Source organism: Pseudomonas sp. NPDC087342 (genome assembly GCF_044744265.1).
GTDB classification, from domain to species: domain Bacteria; phylum Pseudomonadota; class Gammaproteobacteria; order Pseudomonadales; family Pseudomonadaceae; genus Aquipseudomonas; species Aquipseudomonas nunensis.
The window spans coordinates 1,220,970-1,235,521 of the sequence record NZ_JBIUXZ010000001.1 but is presented as its reverse complement, the minus strand read 5'-3'; the positions used below and the strand labels follow the sequence as shown (position 1 = coordinate 1,235,521).

At 60.7% G+C, this 14,552-nt stretch carries 9 protein-coding genes; 7 read left to right on the top strand and 2 right to left on the bottom strand.

Annotated elements, in window-relative coordinates; translation table 11 throughout:
• On the bottom strand, window positions 1-792 hold the full coding sequence (locus ACIOYV_RS05545; protein ID WP_401321557.1) for a hypothetical protein: 792 nt from the start codon (window positions 790-792) through the stop codon (window positions 1-3).
• 402 nt (window positions 793-1,194) lie between these two features.
• Window positions 1,195-1,620 carry a YciI family protein gene (locus ACIOYV_RS05540; RefSeq protein WP_054046479.1) on the bottom strand — a complete coding sequence of 142 codons (426 nt, stop codon included), beginning with the start codon at window positions 1,618-1,620 and terminating at the stop codon, window positions 1,195-1,197.
• A 133-nt stretch (window positions 1,621-1,753) separates the two neighbouring features.
• On the opposite strand from ACIOYV_RS05540, the gene ACIOYV_RS05535 reads away from it, so the two are divergent.
• The 7 genes from ACIOYV_RS05535 to ACIOYV_RS05505 all read left to right on the top strand — a co-directional run bounded on the left by ACIOYV_RS05535 (window position 1,754) and on the right by ACIOYV_RS05505 (window position 14,496).
• Window positions 1,754-2,197: a polyketide cyclase gene (locus tag ACIOYV_RS05535; protein ID WP_401321554.1), complete on the top strand. Its 444-nt coding sequence runs from the start codon at window positions 1,754-1,756 to the stop codon at window positions 2,195-2,197.
• Window positions 2,198-2,429: 232 nt separating this feature from the next.
• The gene (gene tpx, locus ACIOYV_RS05530) at window positions 2,430-2,930 is read left to right on the top strand and encodes a thiol peroxidase (RefSeq protein WP_008030203.1); all 501 of its coding nucleotides are present in this window, start codon (window positions 2,430-2,432) and stop codon (window positions 2,928-2,930) included.
• Window positions 2,931-3,105: 175 nt separating this feature from the next.
• Window positions 3,106-4,416: an MdtA/MuxA family multidrug efflux RND transporter periplasmic adaptor subunit gene (locus ACIOYV_RS05525; protein WP_054046476.1), complete on the top strand. Its 1,311-nt coding sequence runs from the start codon at window positions 3,106-3,108 to the stop codon at window positions 4,414-4,416.
• A complete protein-coding gene (locus tag ACIOYV_RS05520; RefSeq protein ID WP_054046474.1) occupies window positions 4,413-7,517 on the top strand; it encodes an MdtB/MuxB family multidrug efflux RND transporter permease subunit in 3,105 nt (1,034 codons plus the stop codon). Before ACIOYV_RS05525 ends, ACIOYV_RS05520 begins: the two co-directional genes overlap by 4 nt.
• Window positions 7,514-10,621 (top strand): efflux RND transporter permease subunit, encoded by a 3,108-nt coding sequence (locus ACIOYV_RS05515; protein ID WP_163909944.1) that lies wholly within the window; start codon window positions 7,514-7,516, stop codon window positions 10,619-10,621. Before ACIOYV_RS05520 ends, ACIOYV_RS05515 begins: the two co-directional genes overlap by 4 nt.
• Window positions 10,618-12,099: an efflux transporter outer membrane subunit gene (locus ACIOYV_RS05510; RefSeq protein ID WP_401321549.1), complete on the top strand. Its 1,482-nt coding sequence runs from the start codon at window positions 10,618-10,620 to the stop codon at window positions 12,097-12,099. The genes ACIOYV_RS05515 and ACIOYV_RS05510 overlap by 4 nt, the downstream gene beginning before the upstream one ends.
• Window positions 12,100-12,414: 315 nt before the next feature.
• Complete coding sequence (locus ACIOYV_RS05505; RefSeq protein ID WP_401321547.1) at window positions 12,415-14,496, top strand: putative bifunctional diguanylate cyclase/phosphodiesterase; 2,082 nt, start codon at window positions 12,415-12,417, stop codon at window positions 14,494-14,496.
• Window positions 14,497-14,552 lie beyond the last annotated feature (56 nt).

Below are 14,552 nucleotides of genomic sequence, written 5' to 3'. Positions count from 1 at the left end.
TTATTTACCGAAAGTGACGTTGATCCCGGCGAACAGCGTGAACTGCGGCAGGCCATCGCCTTTGCGTTGCACGGTCCATTGGGGTTCGACGAAGGCGTTGAAAATGTTGGTCCCGGATTTCCAGACCTTGCCGCCACCGAAACCGATGGGGATGTAATGGGTGTCGTTCTTCAGGTCGAAGGTCCAGGTGCCGGTCGAGCGCAGGTACCAGCCCTTGGCCAGGTTATGAATGATGAAGGGCTGCATCGTCGCGGTTTCGACGTGGGCGCGATCATGGTCGCCAGCGAACGAACTCTGGTATTGCACCAGCGCACCCAACAGGCCACGCGGCGAAGAGTCGATAGCAATGGCGGCCAGGCCGGCCTGCCACTTGCCGGTACCCAACTCATCCTGTTCGGCGGTAGGCGCGGTGATCTGCGGGCCGATGCCGAGCTGAATGCCGTCGGTCTTGAGCAGGAAAATATCGAACAGGTTCAGGTCACCGATACCGGTGCTGTAACCGTTGTGCGGGTCTGGGCGGGTGCTGATCGGCAACGTCGCGCGGAGTAACTGCGGCACGCCGATAAAGTCGTTGGGCGCAACCGGCAAAGTGCCACGTAGCAACGCGTCATTGGTGTGGACGTTGGTGTCGTAGAGTTTGGGGGTGTAGTAGTCCTGCAAATTGGCGCCCGGCGCCAGGTTCAGCGGGTTGTTGCTTTTGTTGGCTTCCTCGGCGTTATCGGCGTGTGCACAAAACGCAGACGTCAACAGTGCCGCCAGCAAACAGGCGTGCGCTCCCTGAATTTTCGACATGATTCCCCGGTTCCTTGGTGGCTCAGTGGACGAACTTGGCCATATTTTTGGCCTTTACTGCGTAGTCTCTTTCCTAATCAAGCCTGTAGGACACGTCATTTGAAGCTAGCAGCAAACCACGGGTTATCCAGTCGAATGGATTAATTCTTTTGTTTTGTGCGCGAATTGGCGTTTTTTCTTTGTACTAAAAAGTTAATACGAATCAGGTGGTTGGAGGTGATGGTTGATGCGGGATATCAGATTTCATAGGGGCGAAAGGGGCATAAATGCTGAGTGCTCCCAAGATTTATTGTGGGAGCGAGCTTGCTCGCGATGACGGTTTTACATTCACGACTTGTATTGCCTGATACTCCGTCATCGCGAGCAAGCTCGCTCCCACAGGTTGGGCATCTATTCAGTTATTCAGTGCTTTTTCGCCTGCGCCCGTATCCGCTCTTCCTGCTCGCGCAACTCAGGTGTGAACTCGGCACCGAAATCCTCAGGCCCGTATACCGGACGAATCTCGATCTCGGCTTCCGTCCCCGGCATCGGGTTCGGGCAGCGTTTGACCCATTCGATGGCTTCTTCTTTCGACTTCACTTCCCACAGCCAATAACCGGCAATCAACTCCTTGGTCTCGGCAAACGGCCCATCGATCACCGTGCGTTTTTCGCCGGAGAAACGTACCCGCGCGCCTTTGCTGCTCGGTTGCAGGCCATCGCAGGAAAGAAGGATGCCGGCCTTGGCCAGTTCTTCGTTGTAGTTGCCCATCGCGGTCAGCAGTTCCTCGGTGGGCATGACGCCGGCCTCGGAGTCCGGGCTGGCTTTGACAATGATCATGAATTGCATGGTGTTATCTCCGCTGGAGGTGAGTGATTCACTGCCTAGTCGAATGGCGGTTTGCGGAATCGACAAATTCTTCGACATTATTTTCGTTATTTAGTATTCCTGCGCTGCGACGCCACTCGTCAATGGAATGCCCATGCCCGTTCTTGAACTCACAACGCTGATCCCCGACCGCACACCGGCGCAGGTCCTGGACTTCTGCCTGGAAGGCGTCAACTTCCCGAAGATCTTTCCCGAGCGCGTTACGCCACTGGGCGATATCGACATCAATAACCTGCGTATCGAAGCCGGTCGCCAGTTCCGTTTCCGGCACTGGATGTTCAACGTCATTCCGTCGAACTGGACAGTGGTGATCCGTGAGGTCAGCGACACGCATTTCATCGACGAAATGCTCAAGGGGCCGATGGCTGCCTTTCGTCATGAACACCGGGTGGCGGCGGGAGAGGGCGGTACGCTATATACCGACCGCGTGACGTATGCGGCGATTGGCGGCGCGGCGCTGGAGTGGTTGCTGGTCAATGCCTATATGCGGCGGATTTTCGAGGCGCGGCATCGCAATATGTTGCGCTTGCTGGGCTGAAAACGTCCCTGTAGGAGCGAGGCTTGCCCGCGAAGGGCGCACCCCGGTGTACCAGGCTGACCGCAGTAGCATTCTTCGCGGGCAAGCCTCGCTCCTACAGGGGGGCGTGTGTTGTATCCAATTTGTGCGCCGACACTTCACAATTTGTATCTGGCCATAGGTCGTCGGGCCATTTCGTGGTTAACTTCGGCCTCTTCAGATTTCCAACAACACCATCAGAAGGACTCCGTTCATGGCTCAAGTCACTCTTAAAGGCAACCCGGTTCAAGTCAACGGCCAACTGCCACAAGCCGGTTCCAAGGCGCCAGCCTTTTCCCTGGTTGCCGGCAATCTGTCGGACGTGACCCTGGCGAGCTTCGCCGGCAAGCGCAAAGTGCTGAACATCTTCCCAAGCGTCGACACCCCGACCTGCGCGACTTCGGTACGGAAGTTCAACGCCCAGGCCAACGACGTTGCCAACACCGTGGTGCTGTGCATCTCCGCTGACCTGCCGTTCGCTCAAGCCCGTTTCTGCGGCGCCGAAGGCCTGGAAAACGTCCAGAACCTGTCGACCCTGCGTGGCGCCGAGTTCATCGAAAACTATGGCGTGGCCATTGCTGACGGCCCGCTCAAAGGCCTGACCGCCCGTGCCGTCGTCGTGCTGGATGAAAACGACAACGTGCTGCACAGCGAACTGGTTAAGGAAATTGCAGAAGAGCCGAACTACGAAGCAGCACTCGCTGTTCTGAAGTAAGGTTTTTACAATTGTTAACGGCCTGGCTCTGTCCAGGCCGTTTTCATTTGTGCTTCAGTGTCTTAGATAAATCTCCTGTTACGTAAGCCGAAGGTAAATTGCCGGTAAAGGCGCTTTGCTTAATGTCCTCCAGTGCTTATCGTTCAGCCTCCCGTAGAAGAAGCCCACGCGCCCAATGGTTGATCATTCAATGCAATCCTCCTCCCGTAGTCCCCGTCGCTGGCTGTTCGGCCTGCTTGTCCTGTTGGTCGTCGCTGCCGTGTGCTGGAAATTCTGGCCCGCCGGCACCGACCATAAAACGGGCGAAAAGCCGAAAGCCGTCGCCGGGCATACGGGCAAGGCAGGGGGCATGCGTCCTGGGTTTGGCGGTGCGACCGGGCCGATCCCGGTGCGAGTGGCCCCGGCGGTCAAGGGTGACTTCCCGCTGTATTACAAGGCGCTGGGCACGGTCACGGCGCTCAACACCATCAATGTGCGCAGCCGGGTGGCCGGCGAGTTGATGAAGATTGCCTTCGAGGAAGGGCAGATGGTCAAGGCTGGCGACCTGTTGGCCGAGATTGATCCGCGTCCTTACCAGAATGCCTTGCTCCAGGCCGAAGGCACCCTGCTGCAAAACCAGGCGCAACTGAAAAACGCCCAGGTCGATGTCGAGCGTTATCGCGGCCTGTTTAAAGAAGACAGCATCGCCAAGCAGACTCTCGATACCGCCGAGGCGCTGGTCGGCCAATACCTGGGCACGGTCAAGACCAACCAGGCGGCGGTCAATGACGCCAAGCTCAATCTCGAATTCACCAAGATCCGCGCGCCGATTACCGGGCGTGTCGGCTTGCGTCAGCTCGATGTCGGCAACCTCGTCGCCGCCAACGACACCACCGCGCTGGCGATCATCACCCAGACCCAACCGATCAGCGTGGTCTTCACGCTGCCGGAAAACAGCCTCGACACGGTTCTGGCGCGCTATCACACCGGCGCCAAACTGCCCGTCGAAGCCTGGGATCGTGGCGACATGAAAATGCAGGCCAGCGGCGTGTTGCAGAGCCTGGACAACCAGATCGACGTCACCACCGGCACTCTGAAATTCAAGGCGCGCTACGATAACCGCGACCTCAGCCTGTTCCCGAATCAGTTCGTCAACGTGCACCTGCTGGCCGACACCCTCAAAGGCGTGGTGCTCGCACCGTCGGCGGCGATCCAGTTCGGCACCAACGGCACTTTCGTCTACGCCATGGACGGGGACAACAAGGTCAAGATTCGTCAACTGAAAGTCGGCGCCAGTGACGGCGACAACACCGTGATCACCGAAGGCCTGGCCGTCGGTGATCGCGTGGTCCTGGAAGGCACCGACCGCCTGAAGGAAGGCAGCGAAGTGGAAGTGGTCAACGACAGCCAGGATGTGCCGACCACCCCGACCGAACACCTGCAAGGCAAATCCGCGGCGAAAACCACTGAAGCGACCGCCAACGACAAGGTGAAGAAGGGCGCATGAACATCTCGCGGCTGTTCATCCTTCGCCCGGTCGCCACGACCCTGAGCATGCTGGCCATTATCCTGGCCGGCATCATCGCCTACCGCTTGCTACCGGTGTCGGCATTGCCCCAGGTCGATTACCCGACCATCCGCGTCATGACGCTGTATCCCGGCGCCAGCCCGGACGTGATGACCAGTGCGGTAACCGCGCCGCTTGAGCGCCAGTTCGGGCAAATGCCCGGCCTGACCCAAATGGCGTCCACCAGTTCCGGCGGCGCCTCGGTGCTGACCCTGCGCTTCAGCCTCGACATCAACATGGACGTCGCCGAGCAGCAGGTGCAAGCCGCGATCAACGCCGCGACTAATTTGCTGCCCAAGGACCTGCCGGCACCGCCGGTGTACAACAAGGTCAACCCGGCGGACACCCCGGTGCTGACCCTGGCCATCACCTCCAAGACCATGCTGCTGCCCAAACTGAATGATTTGGTCGATACGCGCATGGCGCAGAAAATCGCCCAGATCAGCGGCGTCGGCATGGTCAGCATTGCCGGCGGCCAGCGTCAGGCCGTGCGCATCAAGGTCAACCCGGAGGCCCTGGCGGCGAATGGCTTGAACCTGTCGGACGTGCGCACCTTGATCGGCGCGTCCAACGTCAACCAGCCCAAGGGCAACTTCGACGGCCCGACCCGGGTCTCGATGCTGGATGCAAACGATCAACTGACTTCGCCCAAGGACTACGCCAACCTGATCCTCGCTTATGCCAACGGCGCACCATTGCGGCTCAAGGACGTGGCGGAGATTGTCGACGGTGCCGAAAACGAGCGACTGGCGGCGTGGGCCAATGAAAACCAGGCGGTTTTGCTGAACATCCAGCGTCAGCCCGGCGCCAACGTCATCGAAGTGGTTGACCGGATCAAGGCGCTGTTGCCGAGCATCACCGACAACCTGCCGGCCGGTCTTGACGTCACGGTCCTCACCGACCGCACCCAGACCATCCGCGCTTCGGTCACCGACGTGCAACACGAACTGCTGATCGCCATCGCACTGGTGGTGATGGTGACGTTCCTGTTCCTGCGCCGGGCCAGCGCGACGATCATTCCATCGGTTGCGGTGCCGTTGTCGCTGATCGGCACTTTCGGCGTGATGTACCTCGCCGGCTTCTCGGTCAACAACCTGACCTTGATGGCCCTGACCATCGCCACCGGTTTCGTGGTGGACGATGCGATCGTGATGCTGGAGAACATTTCCCGGTTTATCGAAGAGGGCGACACGCCGCTGAATGCGGCGCTCAAGGGCGCCAAGCAGATCGGTTTCACCCTGATTTCCCTGACCCTGTCGCTGATCGCGGTGTTGATTCCGCTGCTGTTCATGGCCGATGTGGTGGGGCGCCTGTTCCGCGAGTTCGCTATCACCCTGGCGGTGGCGATCCTGATTTCCCTGGTGGTGTCCCTGACCTTGACGCCGATGATGTGCGCGCGGTTGCTCAAGCGTGAACCCAAGGAAGAAGAGCAGGGCCGTTTCTACCGGGCCAGTGGCGCGACCATCGACTGGATGATCGCCGCCTACGGGCGCAAGTTGCAGTGGGTGCTCAAGCACCAGCCGCTGACTTTGCTGGTGGCCATCGCAACCCTTGGGCTGACGGTTTTCCTCTACATGGTCGTGCCCAAGGGCTTCTTCCCGGTGCAGGACACCGGGGTGATCCAGGGCATTTCCGAAGCGCCGCAGTCGATTTCCTTTGCGGCGATGAGCGAACGTCAGCAAGAACTGGCGAAAGTGATTCTCGCCGACCCGGCGGTCGAAAGCCTGTCGTCTTACATCGGTGTAGACGGCGACAACTCGACGCTGAACAGCGGTCGCATGCTGATCAACCTCAAGCCCCACAGTGCGCGGGATCTCAGCGCGACCAAGATCATTGCGCGCCTGCAACCGGAAGTGGACAAGCTGATCGGCATCCGTCTGTTCATGCAGCCGGTGCAGGACCTGACCATCGAAGACCGGGTCAGCCGCACGCAATACCAATTCAGCATGTCTTCACCAGATTCGGAATTGCTCAGTCTGTGGAGCGGGCGTCTGGTGGAAGCCCTGGCCCAGCGCCCGGAACTGACCGACGTTGCCAGCGATTTGCAGGACAAGGGGTTGCAGGTGTACCTGGTGATCGACCGCGATGCGGCGTCACGGGTCGGGGTGTCGGTGTCGAACATCACCGATGCGTTGTATGACGCCTTCGGCCAGCGGCAGATTTCCACGATTTACACCCAGGCCAGCCAGTACCGCGTGGTTCTGCAATCGCAGTCCGGCGAGAAGATCGGCCCTGATGCGCTGAACCAGATTCACGTCAAGACCACCGATGGCGGTCAGGTTCGCCTGTCCAGTCTCGCGCATGTCGAGCAGCGCCAGACCCAATTGGCGATCACTCACATCGGTCAGTTTCCGGCGGTGATGATGTCGTTCAACCTGGCGCCCGGCGTGGCGCTGGGGCATGCGGTCGAGGTCATCGATCAGGTGCAGAAAGACATCGGCATGCCGATTGGCGTGCAGACCCAGTTCCAGGGCGCGGCCGAAGCATTCCAGGCCTCGTTGTCGAGCACCTTGCTGCTGATCCTCGCGGCGGTGGTGACCATGTACATCGTGCTCGGCGTGCTCTACGAGAGCTACATTCACCCGATCACCATCCTCTCGACCTTGCCCTCGGCGGCGGTCGGCGCCTTGCTGGCGCTGCTGCTGACCGGCAATGACCTGGGGATGATCGCGATCATCGGCATCATCCTGCTGATCGGCATCGTGAAGAAGAACGCGATCATGATGATCGACTTCGCCCTCGACGCCGAGCGCAATCAGGGCATGGCCCCGGAGCAGGCGATCTATCAAGCGGCACTGCTGCGGTTCCGGCCGATCCTGATGACCACCCTGGCCGCTTTGTTCGGCGCGGTGCCGCTGATGCTGGCCACCGGTTCCGGCGCGGAACTGCGTCAACCCTTGGGTCTGGTGATGGTCGGCGGCCTGTTGGTCAGCCAGGTGCTGACGCTGTTCACCACCCCGGTGATCTACCTGTATTTCGACCGTCTCGGCCGGCGCTGGGGTCGCAAGTCTGAAACCGTGGAAGCGGTAGAACAGCCATGAACCTGTCCGGACCTTTCATCAAGCGCCCGGTCGCGACCATGTTGCTGAGCCTGGCGATCATGCTGCTGGGCGGCGTGAGCTTCGGCCTGTTGCCGGTGTCGCCGCTGCCGCAGATGGATTTCCCGGTGATCGTGGTCCAGGCCAGTTTGCCGGGTGCGAGCCCGGAAGTGATGGCCTCGACCGTGGCCACGCCCCTGGAGCGATCCTTCGGCGCCATCGCCGGGGTCAACACCATGAGCAGCCGCTCCAGCCAGGGCTCGACCCGGGTGATTTTGCAGTTTGACCTCGACCGCGACATCAACGGTGCGGCGCGGGAAGTGCAAGCGGCGATCAACGCCTCGCGCAACCTGCTGCCGAGCGGGATGCGCAGCATGCCGACCTACAAGAAGGTCAACCCGTCGCAAGCGCCGATCATGGTGTTGTCGCTGACCTCGGATGTGTTGGAGAAAGGCCAGCTCTACGATTTGGCCTCGACGATCCTGTCCCAGAGCCTGTCCCAGGTACAGGGCGTAGGTGAAGTGCAGATCGGCGGCAGCTCTTTGCCGGCCGTGCGCATCGAACTCGAACCTCAGGCGCTGAACCAGTACGGCGTGGCCCTGGACGATGTGCGCAACACCATCGCCAACGCCAACGTGCGCCGGCCGAAAGGCTCGGTCGAGGACGACCAGCGTTTGTGGCAGGTGCAGGCCAACGATCAACTGGAAAAGGCCAAGGACTACGAGTCGCTGATCATCCATTACAACAACGGCGCGGCCCTGCGCCTGAAGGATGTGGCGACGGTCAGCGACGGCGTCGAGGACCGCTACAACAGCGGTTTCTTCAACGACGACGCGGCGGTGTTGCTGGTGATCAACCGCCAGGCCGGCGCCAACATCATCGAGACCGTCAACGAGATCAAGGCGCAATTGCCTGCGTTGCAGGCGGTGTTGCCGGCCAGCGTCAAACTGAACCTGGCCATGGACCGCTCGCCAGTGATCAAGGCCACGTTGCACGAAGCGGAAATGACCCTGCTGATCGCCGTGGCCCTGGTGATTCTGGTGGTGTTCCTGTTTCTCGGTAACTTCCGCGCTTCGCTAATTCCGACGCTGGCGGTGCCGGTTTCGCTGGTCGGCACTTTTGCGGTGATGTACCTCTACGGTTTCTCCCTGAACAACTTGTCGCTGATGGCGCTGATCCTTGCCACAGGGCTGGTGGTGGACGATGCCATCGTGGTGCTGGAGAACATTTCCCGGCACATCGACGAAGGCGTGCCGCCGATGAAGGCCGCGTACCTCGGCGCCCAGGAAGTCGGCTTCACCTTGCTGTCGATGAACGTCTCGCTGGTGGCAGTGTTCCTGTCGATTCTGTTTATGGGCGGGATCATTGAAAGCTTGTTCCGCGAATTTTCCATCACCCTGGCGGCGTCCATCGTGGTCTCGCTGATTGTGTCGTTGACCCTGACGCCGATGCTCTGCGCGCGTTGGCTCAAGCCGCACACGCCGGGGCAGGAAAACCGTTTACAGCGCTGGAGCCAGCGTGCCAACGAATGGATGGTCGGCAAATACGCCACCAGCCTCGACTGGGTGCTGCGCCACCGCCGACTGACCTTGCTCAGCTTGATCGTAACCGTTGGCGTCAACGTCGCGCTGTACGTGGTAGTGCCGAAAACCTTCATGCCGCAGCAGGACACCGGCCAGTTGATCGGTTTTGTGCGTGGCGACGATGGCCTGTCGTTCAGCGTGATGCAGCCGAAGATGGAAATCTTCCGCCGCGCCGTGCTCAAGGACGAAGCAGTGCAAAGCGTGGCCGGGTTCATCGGCGGCACCAACGGCACCAACAACGCTTTCATGCTGGTGCGCTTGAAGCCGATCAAGGAACGCAACATCTCGGCGCAAAAGGTTATCGAGCGCCTGCGCAAGGAAATGCCCAAAGTCGCCGGTGCACAGCTGATGCTGATGGCGGATCAGGACCTGCAATTCGGCGGCGGTCGTGAGCAGACCACTTCGCAGTATTCCTACATCCTGCAAAGCGCCGACCTCGGCTCGTTGCGCGAGTGGTACCCGAAAGTCGTCACCGCGCTGCGGGCCTTGCCAGAGCTGACCGCGATTGACGCCCGTGAAGGACGCGGCGCGCAACAAGTGACGCTGATTGTCGACCGCGACCAGGCCAAACGCCTGGGTGTCGACATGGACATGGTCACCGCAGTGCTGAACAACGCCTACAGCCAGCGGCAGATTTCGACGATCTACGACAGCCTCAACCAGTATCAAGTGGTGATGGAGGTCAATCCGAAATACGCCCAGGACCCGATTACGCTGAAGCAGGTGCAGGTGATCACTTCCACCGGCGCGCGGATTCCGTTGTCGACCATCGCGCACTACGAAAACAGCCTGGAAGACGACCGGGTCAGCCACGAAGGCCAGTTCGCCTCCGAGAGTATTTCCTTCGACATGGCCGAAGGCGTCACGGTGGAGCAGGGCACGGCGGCCATCGAGCGGGCGATTGCCAAGCTTGGCATGCCGGAAGACGTGATCGTGAAAATGGCCGGCACCGCCGACGCCTTCGCCGCGACCCAGAAGAGCCAGCCGTTCATGATTCTCGGCGCGCTGGTGGCGGTGTATCTGGTGTTGGGCGTGCTGTATGAAAGCTACATTCACCCGCTGACGATTCTCTCGACCTTGCCGTCGGCCGGGGTTGGCGCGTTGCTGTCGATCTATGCCTTGGGCGGGGAGTTCAGCCTGATCTCGCTGTTGGGGCTGTTCCTGTTGATCGGCGTGGTGAAGAAAAACGCCATCCTGATGATCGACCTGGCGTTGCAGCTGGAGCGGCATCAGGGCATGACGCCGCTGGATTCGATTCGCAGCGCCTGTCTGCAACGTCTGCGGCCAATCCTGATGACCACCCTGGCGGCGATCCTCGGCGCACTGCCGCTGCTGCTCAGCCGTGCCGAAGGCGCGGAAATGCGCCAGCCGTTGGGCCTGACCATCATCGGCGGGCTGATCTTCAGCCAGGTGCTGACCCTCTACACCACCCCGGTGGTTTACCTCTATCTCGACAAACTGCGCCATCGCTTCAATAAATGGCGTGGGGTACGTACCGATGCAGCTCTGGAAACTCCGCTATGACTGACCGTTCGCTTATCACTCTGGCAGCACCGATTGCCACGGCCCGGGGCTCGCGCCTGTTGAGCCTGGCGCTGTGTGTGGCGATGCTCAGCGCCTGCGCCGTCGGCCCGGACTATCAGCGTCCGGCAACCGCCGAGCCGGCGCAGTACAAGGAAGCCGAAGGCTGGCGTCAGGCCAGTCCGAGCGATTCCCTGGCCCGGGGTGCCTGGTGGGAGTTGTACGGCGACCGCCAGCTCAATGGCTTGATCGAGCAACTCAACAGCGCCAACCAGACTGTGGCCCAGGCCGACGCCCGTTATCGTCAGTCGCAAGCCTTGGTGGAAAGCGCCCGTGCGGCGTTTTACCCCACGGTTGACCTGAGTGCGGGCAAGACCCGCTCCAGCCAGGGCGCCGGCAGCAGCAGTTCAAGCCTGAGCAGTTCGGCCAGCGGTATTCGCAATACCTACACCACTCAGTTGGGGGTCAGCTGGGAAGCGGACATCTGGGGCAAGCTGCGTCGCGGACTCGAAGCCGATACCGCCAGCGCGCAGGCAAGCTTCGCCGATCTGGCCGCCATGCGCTTGAGCCAGCAGTCCGAATTGGTGCAGAACTATTTGCAACTGCGGGTGATCGATCAGCAGAAGCGCTTGCTGGAGTCGACAGTCGCGGCGTATGAACGCTCCCTGCAAATGACCCAGAACCAGTACCGCGCCGGCGTCTCCGGGCGTGACGCGGTGGCCCAGGCCCAGGCGCAGTTGAAAAGCACCCAGGCTGATCTGGTGGACCTGATCTGGCAACGCGCACAGTTCGAAAACGCGATTGCCGTGCTGATCGGCAAGGCTCCGGCGGAGTTCAACCTGGCGGAAACCCAGGACATCCCGAAACTGCCGCAGATTCCCCTGAGCCTGCCATCGCAACTGCTCGAACGCCGCCCGGACATTGCTTCTGCGGAACGTTCGGTGATTGCGGCCAACGCCAATATCGGCGTGGCGAAAGCTGCGTACTACCCGGACTTGAGCCTGAGCCTGAGTGGCGGTTACAGCAGCAGTACGTCGAGCAACCTGATCAGTTTGCCGAACCGCTTCTGGTCGGTGGGTCCGAAACTTGACTTGCCACTGTTCGACGGTGGCGCACGCTCGGCGGAAGTCGATCGCAACGAAGCGCTCTACGACGAAACCGTGGCCAAGTATCGCCAGACCGTGCTCGATGGTTTCCGCGAGGTGGAAAACTACCTGGTGCAGCTCAAGGTCTATGAGAACGAAGCGGCGGTGCGCCAGGAAGCGCTGGACGCCGCCCGTGATTCCTTGCGCCTGACCGAGAACCAGTACAAGGCCGGGTTGATTGCTTATCTGGATGTGGTGGTGGTGCAAGCCACCGCGCTGAGCAATGAGCAAAGCGTGTTGAACGTGTTGCAGGCCCGGTTGATTGCCAGCGTGCAGTTGATTGCGGCGTTGGGCGGCGGGTGGGATGGGCAGTTGCAGGTAAGTGATAAGGAATAACCGCCTGGCGGCGTAGCAGCGGTCGAGCTCCAGCGAGGCCGCGTTCGGCGGCAAAGCCGTCGTAAACCCTTAGTTCGCGGTTAACCTGAAACACCGCATAGCCCGATTTTACGACGGCTTCGCCGCCGAACGCGGCCTCGCTGGAGCTCGACCGCTGCTACGGGTGAGGGGGTTATGAGGTGTCAAACAAGCGTTTCATCGGGTTGATGGCCATTTGATAATTTTGTCAGTGCGTTCTTCCGCGCAATCAGTACAATCGCCGACTTTGCCCCCCGAGAACGGACGCAGTACGGTGGGGCGGTCACGAGAAATATCATGCTCATCGGCACCTTTTCCCCCACGCTGGTTTTCATCTCGCTGTGCGTGGCGATTCTCGCTTCCTATACCGCGCTGGACCTGACTGGCCGGATCGCCACGACCAAGGGCCGGGCTGTTCATTTGTGGACCGCCGGCGGCGCGGTCGCCATGGGCATTGGCGTCTGGTCGATGCATTTCATCGGCATGCTCGCCTTCAAATTACCGATCGATCTGGGTTACGACCTCAGCCTCACCGTGCTGTCGCTGTTAATCGCCATGCTGTCCTGCGGCTTTGCCCTGTGGCTGGTCAGCCAGCCGAAGCTGCCACTGTGGCAACTGGCATTTGGTGCGCTGGTCATGGGCAGCGGCATCAGCGCCATGCATTACACCGGCATGGCCGCCATGCTGATGCAACCGGGGATCGATTACGACCCGACGTTGTTTAGCGCGTCGTTGCTGATTGCCGTCGGTGCATCGGCAGCGGCGTTGTGGATCGCGTTCCGCCTGCGCCAGCACTCGCCTTATGTCAGCCTGTTCCGTGGCGGTGCCGCGATAATCATGGGCTTCGCCATCGTCGGCATGCATTACACCGGCATGGCGGCGGCGCGTTTTCCTGACGGCAGCTTCTGTGGCGCCGCCCTCGATGGCTTGAGCGGCAAGGGCCTGGACAATCTGGTGTTGATCACCACGCTGGCGGTGCTGAGCATTGCCTTGTTGACCTCAATTCTCGATGCGCGCCTGGAAGCTCGTACCGCTGATCTTGCGCGGTCGTTGACCGAGGCCAATCGCGAACTCACGCAACTGGCCTTGCACGACACCCTGACCGGCCTGCCGAACCGCATGTTGCTGGCCGACCGCATCGAGTTGGCCATGTCCAAGGTGCAAGAACAGGGCGGTTGTTTTGCGTTGATGTTCATCGATCTGGACGGCTTCAAACCGGTCAACGATGCCTTCGGCCACCACATGGGCGACCAGTTGTTGCGTGAGGTCGGCTTGCGACTGCGCGAGGACTTGCGCAGCCAGGACACCCTGGCGCGGATCGGTGGCGACGAATTTGTGTTGCTGGTGCGCCTGAGCGAACCCGACGACGCCCTCAACCTGGCGGCACGTCAGGTCAACCTGATCTCACGCGCGTTCCGCGTGGCCGAACATGACCTGCAGATTTCCGCCAGCGTCGGCATCGCGCTGTATCCGGGCAACGGCCAGACTGCGCAAGAACTGCTGATGAACGCTGACGCCGCGATGTACCACGCCAAAGGCGCCGGGAAAAACGGCCACAGCTTCTTCGACGCCTCGATGAACAGCAACGCCCGCAAACAGTTGCAACTGCTGCAAGACTTGCGCGCCGCCCTCGAGCACCAACAATTCAGCCTGTATTACCAACCTAAATTCGACGCCAGCAATGGCCGCCCGGTGGGTGCCGAGGCGTTACTGCGCTGGGTACACCCGACCCAAGGCATGTTGCTGCCGGACAAGTTCATCGACCTTGCGGAAAAGACCGGGCTGATCATTCCAATTGGCGAGTGGGTGTTGAACGAAGCCTGCCGGCAGATGCGCGAATGGTATGTGCTCGGTTACACCGACTGGCGTATTGCGGTGAACCTGTCGGCCTTGCAGTTCTGCCACGTCGGCCTGGTCCAGAGCGTGGCCAAGGCGTTGGCGACGCACCATTTGCCAGCCAACAGCCTGACCCTGGAAATCACCGAAACCACCGCCATGAGCGACGCCGATGCGAGCATGACGGTGCTGCAGGAGCTGTCGGACATGGGCGTGGATTTGTCCATCGATGACTTCGGCACCGGTTATTCGAGCTTGATGTACCTCAAGCGTTTGCCGGCCAATGAGCTGAAGATCGACCGTGGTTTTGTCCGGGATCTGGAGCATGACAGCGATGACGCCGCGATTGTCTCGGCCATCGTCGCGCTCGGCCAGGCCTTGGGTTTGCGGATAGTGGCGGAAGGTGTCGAGACCGGTGTGCAGCAGGACTTCCTGACCAAACTGGGGTGTGATTCGCTGCAGGGTTATCTGTTGGGGCATCCGCTGCCGGCGGAGCGCTTCATGCACGATATCCATCGTGGCGAGCGAATGGCGGCGGGTTGACTGGCAGACCGCGTTATCGTTCTTCGCGGGCAAGCCTCGCTCCTACAAGGCATGCG

Bases quoted from the DNA above. Each gene is read 5' to 3' on its own strand.
- ACIOYV_RS05545 (WP_401321557.1), bottom strand. From the start codon at position 792: ATGTCGAAAATTCAGGGAGCGCACGCCTGTTTGCTGGCGGCACTGTTG.
- ACIOYV_RS05540 (WP_054046479.1), bottom strand. From the start codon at position 1,620: ATGCAATTCATGATCATTGTCAAAGCCAGCCCGGACTCCGAGGCCGGC.
- ACIOYV_RS05535 (WP_401321554.1), top strand. From the start codon at position 1,754: ATGCCCGTTCTTGAACTCACAACGCTGATCCCCGACCGCACACCGGCG.
- tpx (WP_008030203.1), top strand. From the start codon at position 2,430: ATGGCTCAAGTCACTCTTAAAGGCAACCCGGTTCAAGTCAACGGCCAA.
- ACIOYV_RS05525 (WP_054046476.1), top strand. From the start codon at position 3,106: ATGGTTGATCATTCAATGCAATCCTCCTCCCGTAGTCCCCGTCGCTGG.
- ACIOYV_RS05520 (WP_054046474.1), top strand. From the start codon at position 4,413: ATGAACATCTCGCGGCTGTTCATCCTTCGCCCGGTCGCCACGACCCTG.
- ACIOYV_RS05515 (WP_163909944.1), top strand. From the start codon at position 7,514: ATGAACCTGTCCGGACCTTTCATCAAGCGCCCGGTCGCGACCATGTTG.
- ACIOYV_RS05510 (WP_401321549.1), top strand. From the start codon at position 10,618: ATGACTGACCGTTCGCTTATCACTCTGGCAGCACCGATTGCCACGGCC.
- ACIOYV_RS05505 (WP_401321547.1), top strand. From the start codon at position 12,415: ATGCTCATCGGCACCTTTTCCCCCACGCTGGTTTTCATCTCGCTGTGC.